Origin of the sequence: Streptomyces sp. GbtcB7, from assembly GCF_019091445.1 — a bacterium.
In the GTDB taxonomy this organism is placed as follows: Bacteria; Actinomycetota; Actinomycetes; order Streptomycetales; family Streptomycetaceae; genus Streptomyces; species Streptomyces mirabilis.
The window spans coordinates 52,383-70,397 of record NZ_JAGXJM010000016.1; the positions used below are offsets into that span (position 1 = coordinate 52,383).

At 68.3% G+C, this 18,015-nt stretch carries 18 protein-coding genes; 9 read left to right on the plus strand and 9 right to left on the minus strand.

Features of this window, described 5'->3' with window-relative positions; genetic code table 11:
- Positions 1 to 56 precede the first annotated feature (56 nt).
- Positions 57 to 257 carry a DUF6229 family protein gene (locus tag KVT44_RS25545; protein ID WP_095858363.1) on the minus strand — a complete coding sequence of 67 codons (201 nt, stop codon included), beginning with the start codon at positions 255 to 257 and terminating at the stop codon, positions 57 to 59.
- Between the two features lie 742 nt (positions 258 to 999).
- Between KVT44_RS25545 and KVT44_RS25550 the strand changes: the two genes are divergently transcribed.
- Complete coding sequence (locus tag KVT44_RS25550; protein ID WP_190171620.1) at positions 1,000 to 2,004, plus strand: substrate-binding domain-containing protein; 1,005 nt, start codon at positions 1,000 to 1,002, stop codon at positions 2,002 to 2,004.
- Between the two features lie 160 nt (positions 2,005 to 2,164).
- On the opposite strand, the gene KVT44_RS25555 is transcribed toward KVT44_RS25550, so the two are convergent.
- Positions 2,165 to 3,172, minus strand: coding sequence for a LacI family DNA-binding transcriptional regulator (locus tag KVT44_RS25555; RefSeq protein WP_217568883.1), 1,008 nt, complete (start codon positions 3,170 to 3,172; stop codon positions 2,165 to 2,167).
- A 215-nt stretch (positions 3,173 to 3,387) separates the two neighbouring features.
- Here KVT44_RS25555 and KVT44_RS25560 point away from each other — a divergent pair, with 215 nt between their 5' ends.
- The 4 genes from KVT44_RS25560 to KVT44_RS25575 are packed head-to-tail and all read left to right on the plus strand — an operon-like array spanning position 3,388 to position 7,726.
- Positions 3,388 to 4,338 (plus strand): TIM barrel protein, encoded by a 951-nt coding sequence (locus tag KVT44_RS25560; RefSeq protein ID WP_217568885.1) that lies wholly within the window; start codon positions 3,388 to 3,390, stop codon positions 4,336 to 4,338.
- A gap of 9 nt (positions 4,339 to 4,347) precedes the next feature.
- Entirely contained in the window at positions 4,348 to 5,781 is a 1,434-nt protein-coding gene (locus tag KVT44_RS25565) for a sugar porter family MFS transporter (protein ID WP_217568887.1), read from the plus strand.
- Positions 5,782 to 5,840: 59 nt separating this feature from the next.
- Positions 5,841 to 6,860: a Gfo/Idh/MocA family protein gene (locus KVT44_RS25570; RefSeq protein ID WP_217568889.1), complete on the plus strand. Its 1,020-nt coding sequence runs from the start codon at positions 5,841 to 5,843 to the stop codon at positions 6,858 to 6,860.
- Positions 6,857 to 7,726, plus strand: coding sequence for a sugar phosphate isomerase/epimerase (locus KVT44_RS25575; RefSeq protein ID WP_217568890.1), 870 nt, complete (start codon positions 6,857 to 6,859; stop codon positions 7,724 to 7,726). Before KVT44_RS25570 ends, KVT44_RS25575 begins: the two co-directional genes overlap by 4 nt.
- A 95-nt stretch (positions 7,727 to 7,821) precedes the next feature.
- On the opposite strand, the gene KVT44_RS25580 is transcribed toward KVT44_RS25575, so the two are convergent.
- Both KVT44_RS25580 and KVT44_RS60095 read right to left on the minus strand, forming a co-directional pair.
- Positions 7,822 to 9,267 carry a glyceraldehyde-3-phosphate dehydrogenase gene (locus KVT44_RS25580; RefSeq protein ID WP_060898151.1) on the minus strand — a complete coding sequence of 482 codons (1,446 nt, stop codon included), beginning with the start codon at positions 9,265 to 9,267 and terminating at the stop codon, positions 7,822 to 7,824.
- Between the two features lie 414 nt (positions 9,268 to 9,681).
- Complete coding sequence (locus KVT44_RS60095) at positions 9,682 to 9,804, minus strand: hypothetical protein (protein ID WP_268256046.1); 123 nt, start codon at positions 9,802 to 9,804, stop codon at positions 9,682 to 9,684.
- Here KVT44_RS60095 and KVT44_RS25585 point away from each other — a divergent pair, their 5' ends adjacent.
- The 4 genes from KVT44_RS25585 (at position 9,805) to KVT44_RS25600 (ending at position 14,911) form a co-directional block, all read left to right on the plus strand.
- Entirely contained in the window at positions 9,805 to 11,235 is a 1,431-nt protein-coding gene (locus KVT44_RS25585; RefSeq protein WP_308314104.1) for a family 2B encapsulin nanocompartment shell protein, read from the plus strand.
- On the plus strand, positions 11,232 to 12,290 hold the full coding sequence (locus KVT44_RS25590) for a family 2 encapsulin nanocompartment cargo protein terpene cyclase (protein ID WP_217568892.1): 1,059 nt from the start codon (positions 11,232 to 11,234) through the stop codon (positions 12,288 to 12,290). The genes KVT44_RS25585 and KVT44_RS25590 overlap by 4 nt, the downstream gene beginning before the upstream one ends.
- Positions 12,291 to 12,373: 83 nt before the next feature.
- Positions 12,374 to 13,249 (plus strand): geranyl diphosphate 2-C-methyltransferase, encoded by an 876-nt coding sequence (locus KVT44_RS25595; RefSeq protein WP_217569114.1) that lies wholly within the window; start codon positions 12,374 to 12,376, stop codon positions 13,247 to 13,249.
- 96 nt (positions 13,250 to 13,345) lie between these two features.
- Positions 13,346 to 14,911 (plus strand): DUF1254 domain-containing protein, encoded by a 1,566-nt coding sequence (locus tag KVT44_RS25600; RefSeq protein WP_217568894.1) that lies wholly within the window; start codon positions 13,346 to 13,348, stop codon positions 14,909 to 14,911.
- A 57-nt stretch (positions 14,912 to 14,968) separates the two neighbouring features.
- Here the strand turns inward: KVT44_RS25600 and KVT44_RS25605 are convergent, their stop codons facing one another.
- From KVT44_RS25605 to nthB, 5 genes are all read right to left on the minus strand, one after another.
- The gene (locus KVT44_RS25605) at positions 14,969 to 15,334 is read right to left on the minus strand and encodes a hypothetical protein (RefSeq protein WP_217568896.1); all 366 of its coding nucleotides are present in this window, start codon (positions 15,332 to 15,334) and stop codon (positions 14,969 to 14,971) included.
- A gap of 150 nt (positions 15,335 to 15,484) precedes the next feature.
- Positions 15,485 to 16,051 carry a hypothetical protein gene (locus KVT44_RS25610; RefSeq protein ID WP_229889208.1) on the minus strand — a complete coding sequence of 189 codons (567 nt, stop codon included), beginning with the start codon at positions 16,049 to 16,051 and terminating at the stop codon, positions 15,485 to 15,487.
- 284 nt (positions 16,052 to 16,335) lie between these two features.
- On the minus strand, positions 16,336 to 16,674 hold the full coding sequence (locus tag KVT44_RS60100; protein WP_217568898.1) for a nitrile hydratase accessory protein: 339 nt from the start codon (positions 16,672 to 16,674) through the stop codon (positions 16,336 to 16,338).
- Positions 16,671 to 17,270, minus strand: a complete 600-nt coding sequence (nthA, locus tag KVT44_RS25620) for a nitrile hydratase subunit alpha (RefSeq protein WP_099924897.1) — start codon at positions 17,268 to 17,270, stop codon at positions 16,671 to 16,673. Before nthA ends, KVT44_RS60100 begins: the two co-directional genes overlap by 4 nt.
- Positions 17,267 to 17,971, minus strand: coding sequence for a nitrile hydratase subunit beta (nthB, locus tag KVT44_RS25625; RefSeq protein ID WP_217568900.1), 705 nt, complete (start codon positions 17,969 to 17,971; stop codon positions 17,267 to 17,269). Before nthB ends, nthA begins: the two co-directional genes overlap by 4 nt.
- Positions 17,972 to 18,015: the final 44 nt, after the last annotated feature.

Below are 18,015 nucleotides of genomic sequence, written 5' to 3' on the forward strand. Positions count from 1 at the left end.
AGAGGGCACTCAGCGGTCAGGCCCTCCACAAAGGGCCCTGGAGTCACCGCAGGCGATCAGCAACACCAGCTGCCGTGCGACCCACTCGGGCTGGAACAGAAGCCGTAGAGGGAGTCGCTCGGGTCGGTGAGCGCGGCCTCGGCGGCGGCGCCGCCGACGTAGAGGGGTCCGGCGGGGTTGGTCTGGCCGTACGCGCTCTCGGCGCCCGCCAGCCAGGCATCGAGCACGGCGGTGGTGGCAACGCTGGTCTGGGGCATGAGAGACCTCCGGTGGATGTGGGGATTGGGGCGGATTGCCCAGCCCTGAGTATCGCCGGGTTCGAACACCCGTCAGACGTCCAATCTGGCCAAAGCCATGTGGTGTTCATGCGGCCTGCCACCTCCCACGGGACGGGTGGGACGGTCGCACGGCCGAGCGCCGACCGGGCGGACGCAGCGGACGCCGAGCCTCCGACTCCAAGCTCCGGCCCGGGCTGCGCGCCGACGAGAAGCCCCTGAAGAGCGAGGTAAGGGCGCCTCGGCGCTCGTCCGGTCACCGCGGGCCGGTCGGCAACCGAACGACCCCGATCTCGCGCCCTCTCATGTCCCGGTCCAGACCGGCCACTTGGCCAACAAGCGCACCGGCGGTCTCCGATACCGGCTCCCATGAAGTCGACGGCCGCCGAGGACCGCCCACCGCCGTATCCGCGCACCGGCACATGTCGGAACGTCCTGACAAACCTGTTGACATCACTTGGAGAGCGCTCCATAGTACGTGCCACTAGAGCGCGCTAATAAAGCGCTCTAGTCTCCGGTCGCGAACGGCCGGCGGTCCGCACCCATGACCGCCGCCACCCCACCGCTCCACGTTCCGCCGTCACACACCAACCGCGGCCGCCGAGCAGGGCCGAGCGTGTCCCTCCCCGTCATCGAAAGCCCTCAAGCCCGCCCGCCGGGCGTCGACGCCATCCCCCCGCCCCGCCAAAACCCACCCTGACCAGCACAGAGAGGCGCAACGGACATGCGCAGAAACCACCGAGCGGCCGCCTTGGCCGGTGTTGTTCTCACCTGCACACTCATCGCAGCCGGCTGCTCCAGCAGCTCGGGCGGCAAGAAGTCCGAGGAACGCGGCGCGGCCGCCTCCGCGGGCAAGGCCGACACCCCACGCATGACCGTGGCCATGATCACCCACGCTGCCCCGGGCGACACCTTCTGGGACCTGATCCGCAAGGGCGCCCAAGCTGCCGCCGCCAAGGACAACGTCAAGCTCGTCTACTCCAGCGACCCCAACGCGGGCAACCAGGCCAATCTCGTGCAGAACGCCCTGGACCAGAAGGTCGACGGCATCGCGCTCACCGCGGCCAAGCCCGACGCCCTGAAGGCGGTGGCGGCCAAGGCCGCATCAGCCGGCGTACCGGTCGTGGGCTTCAACTCCGGCTTGGACGACTGGAAGCGACTCGACATGCTCGAGTACTTCGGCCAGGACGAGAACATCGCCGGCCAGGCCTTCGGCGGGCGCCTGAGCCGGCTCGGCGCCAAGCACGCTCTCTGCGTCATCCAGGAGCAGGGGCAGGTCGCGCTGGAGGCCCGCTGCGCCGGGCTGAAGAAGGGATTCACCGGCAAGACGGACACCCTCTACGTCAACGGCACCGACATGCCGTCCGTGAAGGCGACGATCACCGCCAAGCTCCGGCAGGACTCCTCCATCGACCAAGTGGTCACCCTCGGCGCCCCGTTCGCACTCACGGCCGTGCAGTCGGCGCAGGACGCCGGCGGCAAGGCCAAGATCGCCACCTTCGACCTCAACAAGGACCTGGTGAAGGCCGTCCAGAGCGGATCGGTCGAGTTCGCGGTCGACCAGCAGCCGTACCTCCAGGGTTACCTCGCCGTCGACGCCCTGTGGCTGTACAAGACCAACGGAAACGTCAGCGGAGGCGGCACCGCGCCGGTCCTCACCGGACCTGCCTTCGTCACCAAGGAGAACGTCGACACCGTCGCCGAGTTCGCGCAGAACGGCACGCGATAGCGGCATCCGACCGGGGCTGTGGGCACAGCGGCCGAGCCTCCCTTCGCCGCATCGGGCAGTCCTCGGCGGCGAGGGAGGCACCGTCGCGTATGCCAAAGCCCATGACGTGCGCCGGGTCACCGCGCACGGCAGACGCCGCCGCTCCGTGCCTCGACGCCGCCTACCCCTCGGGGCCGTCCGACGGAACCGGCCCGCTCGTACCGCGCACCACGAGCTTGGGGTCCAGCACCGCCTCTCGAGGCTCCAGGCCAACGTCCTCCAGCCGTTGCACGGCGAACCGCACCGCGTGCTCGGCCATCAGGACCGCATCCTGGCGAACGGTCGTCAGGCCGATCGGCATCAGGTGGGAGAGATGGCTGTCGTCGTAGCCGATGACGGACATGTCGCGTGGAACGTCGACGCCTGCCCGCGCCAGCGCCATCAACAAGCCCATCGCGCAACGGTCGTTGCCCGCGAGGACCGCTGTCGGCAGCGGATGCCCGCTGTCGCGCTCCGCCAGGAGCACGCGGCCGGTCTCGATGCCCGACCGCTCGGTGTGGTCTCCGGGGATCACCCGTATCTCCGACTCCAAGCCGTAGTGGCGCATCGCGGCCCGGTAGGCGCGACGGCGTTCGGCCGAGCCGGGGCCCCGGCCACCGTCGACGTGCACGATGCGCCGGTGGCCCTGTTCGACCAGATGGTCCATGGCCTGCCGGATGCCCTTCGCCTCGGCACTGTGCACGAAGTCGACGCGGGCGCGGGGAACCCGGCGGCTGACCGAGACGGTCGCCGTGCGCTGACCGAGTTCCTCCAGGTACGCGGGCTCCGCCTCGGGACCGAGAAGGATCAGTGCCTCGCAACGGTGACTGAGCAGAGCCTCCACCGCCTTGGCCTCACTGCGGCCCTGGGAGCTCGCGGAGAGGACGACGTCGTAGCCGAGCCGTTCGGCCTCGGGGTAGATGCCCTCGATCAGGTCCGAGTGGAAGGTCTGGTGGACGGTGAACATCACGCCGAGCGTGCGACTGCGGCCGCGGGCCAGGAGCCGGGCCGCGCTGTCCAAGCGGTAGCCGATCTCGTCGGCGACACGCAGCACCCGCTCGCGGGTCTCCTGACTCGCGCCGGGCTGATTCCGGAAGATGATCGAGACCAGCGCACGGGAAACACCAGCCTTCTCAGCGACGTCCGCCATCGTGGGCCGCTGCTTGCCCGATGCGTCCACCTGCGTACCCACCCTTCGACGGCGCCCACCCTAAGGGCAGTCGCGAAATCTCCCAGCAACAAGCTATTGACATGACATTTGGACAGGGGCCATCGTACTCGCACTAGAGCGCGCTAGTAGAGCGCGCGAGAGAACCCACCGTAAGACCGCCGAACGTCCCCCGCCCCCTCCCCCAAGGACACGCCATGGCACCGGCGCCATCCCCGCTCCGCACCACCGCGGGCAACCTCTGCCTGGGCTCCGCTCCCGACTCCTGGGGCGTCTGGTTCCCCGAGGACGAGCACCAGGTCCCGTACACCCGCTTCCTCGACGAACTCGCGCAGGCCGGCTACGAGTGGCTGGAGCTCGGACCGTACGGCTATCTCCCCACCGACCCGCAGCGGTTGAAGGCCGAACTCGACGCCCGTGGGCTCCAGGTCTCCGGCGGCACCGCCTTCGGTGCGCTGCACCGACCGGAAGCCTGGGACGAGATGCTCGCGCACGTACGGCAGGTGGCCGCGCTGACCGCCGCCGCGGGCGCCCACCATCTGGTCCTGATCCCGCCCATGTACCGGGACGAGAAGACCGGCGAGTTCACCGAGCCGCCCGAGCTGACCGCCGTGCAGTGGGCGGGCTTCGGCCGCGCCGCCGACCGGCTCGGCCGACTCCTGCTCGACGAGTACGACCTACGGCTCGTGATCCACCCGCACGCCGACAGTCACATCCAGACCCAGCCCGAGATCGAGCGGCTGCTGGGCGAGTCCGACAGCCGGTACACCAACCTCTGCCTGGACACCGGCCATGTGGCATACGGCGGTGGTGACAACCTGGACCTGATCCGCCGCTTCGGCGAGCGCGTCGGCTACGTGCACATCAAGCAGATGGACCCGGCGGTCCTCGCCCAAGTCGCCGCGGAGAACCTCTCGTTCGGCGAGGCCGTACGGCGCGGGGTGTGCGTGTCCCCGCCGGAGGGCGTGCCGAACCCGGCCGACGTGGTGACCGAACTCGCGGGACTTGCCGCCGAGTTGTTCGTGATCGTCGAGCAGGACCTGTATCCGTGCGCTCCCGATGTGCCGCTGCCCATCGCCGTACGCACACGTGAACACCTGGACGGCTGCGGCCTCTCCGGCACCCGGCGCCCGAAGACCACCCGGTAGGCGGCGGCCATGGACGTCAGGGACGACACGGCAACGGCATCCACCACTGCGCCCCGGATCGTCGACGACGCACCGGCCGCGGTACGACGACGGCTCCGGGTCATCAGCCTCATCGCGACCTTCGGCGGGCTCCTCTTCGGCTACGACACCGGCGTCATCAACGGTGCCCTGCCCTACATGACCGACGACCTGGGACTGACCCCGGTCACCGAGGGCATGGTCACCAGCTCGCTGCTGCTGGGCGCCGCACTCGGGGCCGTGGCCGGCGGCAGGCTCTCGGACGCGCGCGGCAGGCGGCGCAGCATCCTGACACTGGCGGTGCTGTTCTTCGTCGGCGCGCTCGGCTGCACGCTGGCCCCGACCACCGCGGTCATGGTGGTCGCTCGGTTCGTACTCGGCCTCGCGGTCGGCGGCGCGTCGGTGACCGTGCCCGTCTACCTCGCGGAGATCTCACCGGCGGAGCGACGCGGCGCACTGGTCACCCGTAACGAACTCATGGTCGTCAGCGGTCAGTTGCTCGCCTTCACCTCCAACGCGGTCATCGCCGACGTGGGTGGTGAGTCCGGCGGTGTCTGGCGCTGGATGCTCGTGATCGCCACGGTCCCGGCCGTCGTGCTCTGGTTCGGCATGCTGGTCATGCCGGACAGCCCCCGCTGGCTGGCTTCCCAGAGCCGCTTCAACGAGGCCTTCGAGGTGCTCAAGCAGGTCAGGTCCGAGGCCCGGGCCCGGGCCGAACTGAGCGAGGTGTCCGCACTCGCCGTCAAGGACGAGCAGGAGAAGCTCGGCGGCTGGCGCGACATGAAGGCCACCCCCTGGGTGCGCCGACTGATGTTCATCGGCTTCGGCATCGCGATCGTGCAGCAGATCACCGGCGTCAACACGATCATGTACTACGGCACTCAGATCCTCACCGACGCCGGCTTCACCGCGGACAGCGCCCTGACGGCGAACATCGCCAACGGCGTGATCTCGGTGCTGGCCACCTTCGTCGGCATCTGGCTCCTGGGCCGCGTCGACCGTCGGCCCATGCTGATGAGCGGTCAGATCGGAACAACCACCGCCCTGCTGCTGATCGGCGTGTTCTCGCTGGCGTTGCCGGAAGGCACGGGCCGGGCGTTCGCCGTGCTGGCGATGACCGTCACCTTCCTCGCCTTCCAGCAGGGCGCGATCTCGCCGGTGACCTGGCTGATGCTGTCGGAGATCTTCCCGACGCGGATGCGCGGCTTCGGGATGGGCGTCGCGGCCGTGGTGCTGTGGCTGACCAACTTCGCGATCGGCTTGGTCTTCCCGTCCCTGGTCGACGGGATCGGGATCTCCAACACCTTCTTCCTCTTCGTGGCGGCGGGCGTCCTCTCGCTCACCTTCGTCAAGCGCTACGTCCCCGAGACCAGGGGCCGCACCCTCGAAACCCTCGAAGCCGAACTCCGGACGCGCTTCTCCTGACCCCTCTTCCGACTTCTCTCCTGACTCCGCTCCTGACTCCTCTCCCGAAGGAAACGATCATGACCGTACGTGTAGGTGTCATCGGTGCCGGAATGATCGGCCAGGACCACATACGACGACTCACCGAGGTCGTCACCGGCGCACGCGTGAGCGCGGTGACCGACATAGACCAGGCCCGCGCCACCGAGGTGGCCGCCCGCGTCGGCGCAGGCGCGCTGCCGACCGGTGCCGACCTGATCGCCTCCCCAGAGGTGGACGCCGTTCTCGTCACCTCCTGGGGCCCCACCCATGCCGAGCACGTCCTGAACGCCGTCACGGCCGGTAAGCCGGTGTTCTGCGAGAAGCCCCTCGCCACGACCGCCGAGGACTGTCTGCGTATCGTCGAGGCCGAGCGCGCCCACGGCCGCCGGCTCGTCCAGGTCGGTTTCATGCGCCGCTTCGACGTCGGCTACCGCCAGATGAAGGAGGTCCTCGCCTCCGGATCGATCGGCGCCCCGCTGATCGTGCACTGCGCCCACCGCAACCCGACCGTGCCGGAGTCGTACACCTCCGTGATGGCCGCGCAGGACACGGCCGTGCACGAGATCGACGTCCTGCGCTGGCTGCTCGACGACGAGATCGTCTCCGCCCAGGTGATCACCCCACGCGCCACCGGCAAGCGGTTCGCGCACCTCAAGGACCCGCAGATCATGCTCTTCGAGACCGCGAACGGGGTCCGCATCGACCTGGAGGTCTTCGTCAACTGCCAGTACGGCTACGACATCCAGTGCGAGACCGTCGGCGAGGAGGGCCTGGTCCGGCTGCCCGACCCGGCCGCCGTCGGGGTCCGCACCGCCGGACACCACGAGACCGCCGTACCGCAGGACTGGAAGGGGCGTTTCGCCGACGCCTTCGACACCGAGTTCCGCGAATGGATCGCGGCCGTCGGCACCGGCAGCGAGCCCACCGGCCCCTCCGCCTGGGACGGCTACGCCGCCACCGTCATCACCGACGCCGCCGTCCGCTCCCTGGAGTCCGACGGCACCGTCGTCACCGTGGACATGAAGCCCCGCCCCGCCCTTTACGGAGGCGCCGCATGAAGATCGCCCTCGACCCCTACATGTTCCGCGCCCTGCCGCTCGACGAGATGGTCCGCACGGTCGCCGAACTCGGCTACCAGTACATCGAGTTGTCCCCGCGCGACGACTTCATGCCGTTCTTCCTGCATCCACGGGCGGACGACGGGCGTGTGGCCGACTTGAAGAACTCACTGCGCAGGCACGGCGTCCAGCTCTCCTCCGTACTCCCGCTCTACAAGTGGTCCTCGCCCGACGAGACCGAACGGCAGGCCGCCGTCCGCTACTGGAGGCGGATGCTCGAGATCACGGCAGAGCTCGAATGCCCGTTGATGAACTCGGAGTTCAACGGGCGCCCCGACCGGGCCGCCGAGAGCGAGGCCGCCTTCTGGCGCTCCATGGAGGAACTGCTCCCCGTCTTCGAACGCGAGGGCATCGCCCTCAACCTGGAGGCGCACCCGGACGACTTCTGCGAGGAGAACACGCCGGCGGTCGACCTCGTTCGCGCCGTGAACAAGCCCTGGGTGAACTACCTCTACTGCGCCCCGCACTCCTTCCACCTCTCGGGAGCCTCGGACGTCGGCGCGGACATCGCGGCGATGATGCGCTACGCCGGCGACAAGCTCCACCATGTGCACATCGCCGACTCCTTCAACCACAAGGGCTCCTCCGGCCTGCGCTACATCCTCAATCCGCCCGGCACCGCGGCCCGCATCCACCAACACCTCGACATCGGCCAGGGCGAGGTCGACTGGGACGCCTTCTTCGGCACACTCCGGGAACTGAACTTCGACGGGGTCGCCACCGCGTGCGTCTTCGCCTGGGAGGAACGCGCCAGGGAATCCTCCGCGTTCATGCTGGACCGCATCAGCAAGGAGCTCTCCGCATAACGCGAGCGACCCACCGTGCCCCGACGGCCGGAGGACCGCCGGGGCACGGTGGGAGTGGAGGGCACCTGGATGCCGACCGGGAGAGGCCGCCGCGATCAGACCGCCGGGGCGGGGAAGGTCGGGTACTCCACGCCGGAGACGTGCTGGACGACGCGGACGACCTGGCAGGAGTAGCCGAACTCGTTGTCGTACCACAGATAGAGGATCGCGTTGTCGCCTTCGACCTTGGTCGCGCCGGCGTCGACGATCGAGGCATGACGCGAGCCGATGAAGTCGCTCGAGACCGCGTCAGGGGCGCTGATGAAGTCGATCTGGCGCTTGAGCGGCGAGGTCAGCGAGACATCGCGGAGGTGGTCGAGGACTTCCTCGCGCGTGGTCTCGCGGGCGAGTTGCAGGTTGAGGATGGCGATCGACACGTCCGGTACCGGGACGCGGATGGAGCTGCCGGTGATCTTCGCCTTGAGGTCGGGCAGCGCCTTGGCGACGGCGGAGGCGGCACCGGTCTCGGTGATGACCATGTTGAGCGGCGCCGAACGACCGCGCCGGTCGGAGTTGTGGTAGTTGTCCAGCAGGTTCTGGTCGTTGGTGAACGAGTGGACGGTCTCCACGTGGCCGCGCAGAACGCCGTACTCGTCCGCCATCGCCTTCAGCGGCGGGACGATCGCGTTGGTGGTGCAGGAGGCGCAGGACATGATCTGCTCGTCCGGCTTGATCGTGTCGTGGTTGACGCCGTGGACGATGTTGGGAACGTCGCCCTTGCCCGGTGCGGTCAGGACGACCTTGGCGATGCCGGGGCGAAGGTGCTGGGACAGGCCCTCGCGGTCACGCCACCTGCCGGTGTTGTCGATGAGGATGGCGTCCTTGATGCCGTACTCCGTGTAGTCCACCGACAGCGGGTCGTCGGAGTAGATCACCTTGATCTCGTTGCCGTTGGCGACGATCTTGCTGTTCGCCTCGTCGACGGTGATCGTGCCCCGGAACTGGCCGTGAATGGAGTCGCGCCGCAGCAGCGAGGCGCGCTTGACGATGTCCTGGCCGGCACCCTTGCGGACGACGACGGCGCGCAGTCGCAGGCCGTTGCCGGAGCCGGCCTTCTCGATGAGCAGGCGGGCGACGAGGCGGCCGATGCGGCCGAACCCGTAGAGGACGACGTCGCGCGGCTCCTGGCGCTCGATCTTGTTGACGCCCGTGGCGCCGGCAACGGCCTCGGCGGTGAACTCCGCCACCGACAGACCACGGTCGTCGGACTTGTAGGTCGCGGCGAGCATGCCGATGTCGATCTGCGACGGGCCGAGATCGAGCGTGGTGAGAGCCTGCAGGAACGGCAGCGTCTGGATGACCGAGAGTTCCTCGCCGGCGATCTGCCGGGCGAACCGGTGGGTCTTGAGGATGCTCACCACTGACTTGTTCACCAGGGAACGGCTGTGCAGCAGGACCGTGACGTCCCGCTCCCGGTGCAGCTTCCCGATGATCGGGATCATCGACTCCGCGATCTCCTCGCGGTTGTTCCAGTTGGTGAACGAGTCGTCATTGACAGTCACAGATTCATCTTTCGAGCTAGGTGGCGCTCAGATGGTAGCCCGACGCCTTTTCGATCATTCGAGCGGGGCCACCTGATCAAGAGGAACGCGCAGCTGAGACGCTCGTACGCCGTCGCGCCGGTGGCGCGGGTCCCGGCGACCGGCGTGCGAGCGCGCCCTCCTGGCCGGTCTGCCTCGCGCCTGGGACGCCCACTTCGAGGGCACGAATGCGCCCCTTTCACGCGGTTCCGACCGCCACCGGTGACTGTTTCGCTTGACATGGGGCGCGCGCTGCCCAACTGCCCGGACCGTCACGAGATTACTGTCCTGGCGCCCGCCTCCCCGGAACCCCTCTTCGACCTCCACCGCCTCCGTGAACCCACGCCGCACGGCTCCCGACGCGTCGCCGGGGCGCCCCTTCGACACGGGTTCAGGTCAGACGTCGTCCATGGCCGGGCCGTAGGAGCCCTTGCCCGAGGCGTACGGCGTCGACGCCCTGCCTTGTTCGCTGATCTTCGTGCGTATCCACCCACGCCCGCTCACGTATCGGGAGGACATGTGACAGTCCCGGAAAGCTCCCCAGAAAGCGCCGCCGGGTCCACCGCCGACGGACCACGGTCCACCAGTCTCAGCACCGACGCGGCACGTCAGCTGGCCACCACCACCAAGTCCGAACCTCAGATGCAGGCCATCACCTCGCGATGGCTGCTCAAGATGCTGCCTTGGGTGGACGTCAAGGGCGGCGCCTACCGGGTGAACCGGCGACTCCAACTCCGCGTCGGCCGGGGCCGGGTGCAGTTCGAGCAGAACGGCGCGGACGACATCAGGGTCATTCCCGAGACACTGACAGAGCTGCCCGCCCTGCGCGGCTACTCCGACACCGCGGCCCTGCAGGAGATCTCCTCACGGTTCAGGGTGCGTGAGGTGCGTACGGGCCAGGTCCTCTTCGACGCCGGGCAGCCCGTCACCGAGGCCTATCTCGTCGTCCACGGCCGGTTCACCCGCTACACCACCGGCAAGTACGGCGAGCAGGAAGTCACCGGAGTCATCACGGACGGCGACGGCATGGGGGACGAGGCCATCGGCCAGGCCGACCCGCTGTGGTTCGGCTCGGTACGGGCCGAGACTCCGGGCGTGGTGCTGGCACTCAACTGGGACACGCTCATGGCGTTCGTGGAGCGCACCCCGTCGCTCGCCGCCCAGTTGGACGCCTTCGCACAGCAGCAGAGCAAGCCCATGAACCGCAAGGGCGAGGCCGACGTACCCGTGCAGGCCGGACACGTGGGCGAACCGGTCCTCGCCGGCGGCTTCGTCGATTACGACCTCGCCCCGCGCGAATACGAGCTGTCCCTGACCCAGACCGTCCTGCGCGTCCACACCAGGGTCGCCGACCTCTACAACCATCCGATGAACCAGACCGAGCAGCAACTCCGCCTGACCATCCAGGAGATCCGCGAGCGCCAGGAGTGGGAGCTGGTCAACAACCGCGAGTTCGGTCTGCTGCACAACGTCGACTACGGCCAGCGCGTCAGCACCTTCTCCGGTCCCCCCACGCCCGACGATCTCGACGAACTGCTGTCGATGCGGCGCAAGACCCGGCTCTTCCTGGCCCACCCGAAGGCCATAGCGGCCTTCTTCCGGCAGTGCAACCGGCGCGGGCTGGTGCCCGGCACCGTGAACCTCGACGGCCACGAAGTACCGGCGTGGCGCGGCGTTCCGCTCTTTCCGTGCAGCAAGATCCCGATCAGTCCCCAGCACACCAGCAGCATCATCGCGCTGCGCACGGGAGAGAAGGACCAAGGGGTCGTAGGCCTGCACCAGACGGGCATTCCGGAGGAGTACGAGCCCGGTCTGAACGTACGGTTCATGGGCATCGACAGCACCGCGATCATGAGCTACCTGGTCACCGCCTACTACGCGATGGCCATCCTCGTACCCGACGCCGCGGGGATCCTGGAGAACGTCCAGGTCGGGCGGACCGCGGAATGAGCACACCATCGGCTTCCGGATCGCCGACGCGACTGCCCGGGCCGCCCCGCCTCGTCCCCGTCACGCAAACCCGGCGGAGCGGGGCGATCCCCGGGCTGCGCCACCGGCCCGCCGCCCCCGCGGACCCGGGGAAGGCAGCGGAGGTCGACCGCAGGCTGGAGGCCTGGGTCCGTCGGCTCGACGCGTTCCCCAAGGCGTGGACGGGGGACTTCGCGGGGTTCCAGTTCGGCCGGGCCGTCGTACTCCAGCATCCGGGCGCGGCCGACCTCGAACGTCTCACCACGGCCGGCAAACTGCTGCTGGCCGAGAACCTCGTCGACAACTGCTACTGCGAGGAGGACGAGGACAGAGGCGGCTCATCGCGCGGCCTCGGCGGCAGGCTGATCAGGGCCCAGTCCGCGCTCGACCCCTTCCACTCCACTCCCGAACTGGAGGCACGGTGGCGGCGCGGCGTACAGGCCGACGGGCCGCTGCGCTCGTACCACGGGGCCCTCAAGGACTACGCCGTCTTCGCCACCCCCAGCCAGACCGACCGGCTGGTGCACGATCTCGCCCGGCTGCATCTGGGCTATCTCGGTGAGGCCGCCTGGGCCGAGATCCGATACGTGCCACCGGTCTGGGAGTACCTGATGATGCGGCAGTTCAACAACTTCCGCCCCTGCCTGGCGATCGTCGACGCCGTGGACGGCTACGAGCTGCCCGAGGCCCTCTACGTCCGGCCCGAGATCCAGCGGATCACCGCACTCGCCGGCAACGCCACCACGATCGTCAACGACCTGTACTCCTTCACCAAGGAACTGGCCAACGATCCCAGCCATCTCAATCTGCCTCAGGTCATCGCCGCGAACGAACGGTGCGGGCTGAAGGCCGCCTTCCTGAAGGCCGTCGAGATCCACAACCAGGTCATGGAGGCGTTCGAGGAGGAGGCGGCGGCTCTGTCCGCCACCTCGCCTCTCGTGGAGCGCTACGCCGGGGGCCTGGCCGCCTGGGTGTCCGGCAACCACGAATGGCACGCCACCAACACCCACCGCTACCACCTGCCGAACTACTGGTAACACCCTGCCGCCCGGCCCGTCGTCCACCGCGCCACAAGGAGTCACCTTTGCCCATCACCGATGCCGGTACCGCGGCAGCACCGATGCCGACCCAGTCCACCTGCCAGTCGACGTACCAGACCCGCGTCGCGGACTACTGGAACGCCGAGGAGAACCCGGTCAACCTCGAACTCGGAAAGATCGACGACCTCTACCACCACCACTACGGCATCGGGGACGTCGACCGGTCGGTACTCGACGAGGACCGGCACGGAGGCGGGGACGGAGACGGCGCTGCCATGCGCCGTGACCGGATCACCGCCGAACTGCACCGTCTGGAACAGGCACAGGCCGACCTCCTCGCCTCCCATCTCGGCCCCCTCACCCGCGCCGACCGCGTCTTCGACGCCGGCTGCGGGCGCGGCGGCGGAAGTGTGGTGGCCCATCTGCGGTACGGATGCCACACCGACGGCGTCACGATCTCGAGGAAACAGGCCGACTTCGCCAATGCCCAGGCCCGCACTCGGAACATCGACGACAAGGTCCGCTACCACCACCGGAACATGCTCGACACCGGCCTGCCCTCCGGCGCGTATGCGGCTTCCTGGAACAACGAGTCCACCATGTACGTGGAACTCGACCTGCTGTTCGCCGAGCACGCACGGCTGCTGCGCCGCGGCGGACGCTACGTGACGATCACCGGCTGCTACAACGACGCCTACGGGCGGGCCTCCCGGGAGGTGTCTCTCATCAACGCCCACTACATCTGCGACATCCACCCACGGTCGGAATACTTCCGCGCCATGGCCCGCAACCGCCTCGTACCCGTCCACGTCCAGGACCTGACCGCCGACACCATCCCCTACTGGGAACTCCGCAAGCAGGCCGACCACCTGGTCACCGGCATCGAGGAAACGTTCCTGAGCGCCTACGAGAACGGCAGCTTCCAGTACCTGCTCATCGCGGCTGACCGCGTCTGACATCTCCCCCGCGTTGGCGCTCCTCCGGATGCGACCTATGGTGAGAAGTGGTGCAGAGGCTTCCCATAAGGTGTTCACAACGGGGAGGACATGATCATGTCCGAAGCCACACATCCCACACATCACCGTCCGCTTCGGCGGACGCACGACGATGCCGCAGGCGTCACGGCCACCATCAACCGGGCAGCGAGCGCCGCGGGCGCCGCCGGTCGGGCCGCGGCGGATGCCGTACGGCACCCCCAGGCCGTGGTGGACCGGTTGCGGCATCTGCCTCAGACGCTGCCGCTGGTGCGGCAGGCGGTGACACCCATCCTGACCGGACGAGTGCGTGACTGGCGTGGGGAGTACGCCTACACGTTGGGTGAGCAGGCATTCGTCTACGGTTTTCCGTACATCTACAACGCCAGGCTGCGCCACCAGTGGGTGACCCAGCCGCGTGACCCGGCGACGGTGCCGTACGCCGCGGTCAACCATTTCTGGCACGCACAACAACTGCTGGACGCCTCGTACCGGGACGGCGGTTGTCCGAACAACGACACCCTGTACTCGACCGCGTGGGTGAACCTGCGCGACGAGCCGGTCATTCTCTCGCATCCGGACATGGGTGATCGCTACTTCTCCTTCGAGCTGATGGGCATCACCTCCGACAACTTCGACTACATAGGCCAGCGCTCCACGGGATCCGAGGCCGGCCACTTCGCGATCGTCGGTCCGGACTGGAGCGGGAAGCTTCCCGATGGTGTGCGCCGTGTCGCGACCGCGCCGAGCCCGTGGATCCTGATCCTCGGCAGGACGCTGGTCGACGGCGAGGACGACGTGCCGAACGTGCAGACGCTCCAAGCCCAGTACCGGCTCACTCCGCTCAGCTTCTTCGACAGGGGCGGCGGCCCCGTTGACCCGGCGCTGCTCCCGGCGAGCCATGAGGTGCCGGCGCCGGTGGACCCCGCGCAGGATCCCCTCGGCCCCTGGAAGACGCTCAACGCCATGCTGGCCGAGAACCCGCCACCGGCGCACCACGCGATCCTGCTCAAGCAGTTCGCCGAGGTCGGCATCGGTCCCGGTCTCGACGTCGAGGCCCAGCCTGAGGCGGTCAGACAGAACCTCATCAGGGCTGCGGCTGTCGGCACGCCGATGCTCAAACAGCAGATGCTCAGCGGTGAGTGGGCACATGTGGTGAACGGTTGGCGTTATCCGCCACCGCAGATGGGCCGCTTCGGCGACGACTTCGTCAAGCGTGCCGCCGACCAGTCGTTGGCGGGCATCATGGCCAACGATCCCGACGAGGCGGTCTATCTGCTCAACTACGACGACGCGGACGGCAACAAGCTGTCGTCCGGCCGGTACGCGCTGCGCTTCGACGCGGGCGCGATGCCACCCGTCGATGCCTTCTGGTCCCTGTCCGCGTACGGCGACGACATGAACCTGATCCCCAACCCGGCCGGCCGCTACTCGGTCGGGGACCGCACGACCGGGATCGCCATGGACCCTGACGGCGGACTGACCCTCCATCTACAGTCCACATCACCGGGCGAGGACCGCGAGTCCAACTGGCTGCCCACACCCGAAACCGGCACCTGGTTCGTGATCCTGCGCATGTACCGTCCGCACCGCGAGGTCGTGGACGCGGTATGGGAATGCCCTCCGCTCACCCGCGTCGAGTGACCCGACGGGTCCGTGTGCCGCGCGTGGCGGCCCACGGACCCGTGCACGGGGCCCCTCTCAGCCGATGTAGAGCTGGTATGTGGCGCCGTTGCTGGTGTCGTTCGCCGAGATGAGCCGGGGTTCCCACCGCCATCCGGTGCTGGGCTTGCGGTGGTGGAACTCGACCGACTGCCCGGCTATCCACCAGTAGCCGTCCGCCACGGTGCAACCCTTCGGGGCGATCTCCCAGAACCTCGAGCCGCCCCAGTCGCCGTACTGGTTCTCCCCGACGAAGTAGAACTTCACCGTCTCGGTGGACCCACTGCAGACTTTGAGCTGTACGTACTTGTTGGCGGCGTAGGCCGTTCCCGGAACCGCCAGACCGCCGAAGAGGGCGCCTGCGACGAGTGCCGCCGTGGCGACTTTGCGCTTGAGACTGTGCATGGGACTGTCACCATTCTTGTTCTTGGACCGGTTGGACTGGACGGGACCGGGTTGGACTGGATGGGGGCGGGGTGTTGAGACGGGATCACTGGACGCGTCGCCGCCATGTCGCCGGGCACGGTCCGACCGGGGCAGGGGGTGAAGGCCGATTCAGCAGTGTGCGCCGATTTCGGCCGGGGTCATCGGCCGGTCCTTGAAGTTGACGTAGCCGTAGCTGGGGTTGTCCTTGTTGAAGCCGGACTGCTGGAAGTCGTAGATGTACCAGACGTAGTGGTCGTAGTACTTGTTCTTGAACTGGATCTCCCACCAGCCCTTGGCCTGCTGCTTCGAGGTTCCGCGCTCAAGCCACCCGACACTTCTCGGCGAGATGTTGATCGTGTTGGACTCGGTGTCGGTGTGGGAGTTCTCCCAGCTGTGGCTGTAGCTGGTCTCCACGGAGGCCTCGAAGACCAACGAGAACTTGTAGGTCGCCGAGACGGAGACGCCGACCGTGTTGCCGGCGGTGGTCGTGTCCGACCAGTCGATCCGGTGCTGGTTGGTGTTGCTCCCGCAGTTGTACGCGGTGCTGCCGACCTGATGCTTCGGCCCGGTGTAACCCCAGTAGCTCTGCGGGTGGAACTTGCAGAGACTTGCCCAGTTGCAGGCCTTCAGGAGTTCGGCGTTGGTCGGACTACTGGCCGCGAACGCCTGGGGGGCCACGAGCAGTGAAGCACCCATGGTCAGAGCTGCGAGCGTCCCGGCCGTACGGGCAATATGCCTGGCCGATCCGTTCCTGCGGTGCGCGAATACCATTGATCACTCCATGAGGAGGGCGGATTTCGGGGGATGTCGCGCCGACTGCGGTGGAACGGTTTCGGCGACGCGCGATCGGCGTTCATCTCGTTCATGAGCCTCGCAGCGCTCCATCAGGGTTTGATCAGAGCCGGATCAGAGGTGGCTCACAACCGCGGGAAGCTCGAGGGCGCCGTCGTGTGCGCGGCGGGGGTGCGGGAACGCCGGGGTCAGTGGTGGTGGTCGTGACCGGCCGGGCGTTGGGCCAGGATGAGTGCACGAGTGGCGACTTCGTCGCAGGAGACGGTTCCCTGCTCGTCCAGTACGTCTTCCAGCGCGGCGAGCCAATGGTGGTAGTAGCTCCACGGCCGGTCCTGGTCGAGTGCGTTCTCCCACGCGGCGATGCGGGCGATGAGTGCGCCCTGGAACTGGGGCCAGGTGAAGGCGCCTGCCTCGTAGAGGGTGACAGCCATCCCGAAGGCGCGGCTCTCCCAGGGTTCGGAGAAGACGAGTTCCCCGTTGGCGCGGGGTGGGGCCGCGGTCCCGTCGATGTCGAGGGGGGCGGTCACGCGGCTGCCACCTTCGCCACGCCGACCATGGCGTCCCGGGTGATGAGCGGGACGAGTTCCTCCTCGGTCAGGTGCTCGGTGCCGGCGGGCCGCTCGGGCAGGACGAGCCAGCGAACCTCGCTCGTGGAGTCCCGCACGGTGATCTGGACGTCGTCGCCGAGGTCGAGGCCCATCTCGGAGAGGACGGTGCGGGGTTCCTTGACCACGCGTGCACGGTAGACGGGGTCCTTGTACCAGCTCGGCGGAAGGCCGAGCACGGGCCAGGGGTAGCAGGAGCACAGGGTGCAGACGACGACGTTGTGGGTCGTGGGAGTGTTCTCGACGACGACGATGTGCTCGCCCTGGGGGCCGCCGAAGCCGAGTTCCTTGATGGCGGAGGTACCGTCCGCCAGGAGCCGTCGGCGGTACTCGGGGTCGGTCCAGGCCTTGGCGACCACCTTGGCGCCGTTGAGCGGACCCACGTTGGTCTCGTAGTTGGTGATGAACGCATCAACGATCTTGGGGTCGATCAGACCGCGTTCGGTGAGCAGCTGTTCGAGAGCCTCGGTGCGCAGGGCCGCGGAAGGGGCCTCGCCGGATTCGCTGGAGGTCGTCATGAGGTGGTCTCCAGGTAGTTCTCGAACAGGTCCACGGTGACGGCGAAGGAGTCGGCGCCCCCGCCCCACAGTTCGTGCGAGTCGAACCGTACGGAGTAGACGTGTTGGGGGTTCTCGCCCAGGAAGTGCGCGTGGGTGTCGGGGAAGACGGCGGCGGGCTGGATGACCTCGACGACGCCGGCGTGTCCCCGGACGTAGCCGGGCAGGCGGGTGTGCCCGGGCGGCGAGATGTTCTTGGCGCGGACCCGTTGGCCGACGGCGAAGGCGGGGGCGGCGTCGATGGTGCGCAGCGAACCGGGAGCGGACCGCCAGGCGGCGATCGCCGCGGTGGGCGGGCCGGCGTCGGGCCGGGCCGATTCGGGGACGGAGACGGAGACGGAGGGATTTTCGACGTGTTCGCCACGCAGGTCGCGGGCCCGGGCGTTGATCTCGCCGGGGGCGAGGATGGCGCCCTCGATGAGCATCAGTTCGGCGGCGTTGAGCCAGCGGCCGAAGTAGCCCTCATCGAGGTAGGCGGCTCGGTCCAGGCGTTCCTGCGCGTGCCGGAAGGCGTCCACATTCCGACCGGACACCCGGGTGGCCAGGATCGTCAGCGCGGCGGCCCGGCCCTGCCAGGGCTCCGCGAAGACCGGTTCATCGGCCTTCGGCGGACGCGCGGGGCCCCATCCCGAGGTGCCCCCCATGTCAGCGACGCCCTCCATGACGCGACTCCTCAAATAGCCGCATAACGGACCAGATACTCGAA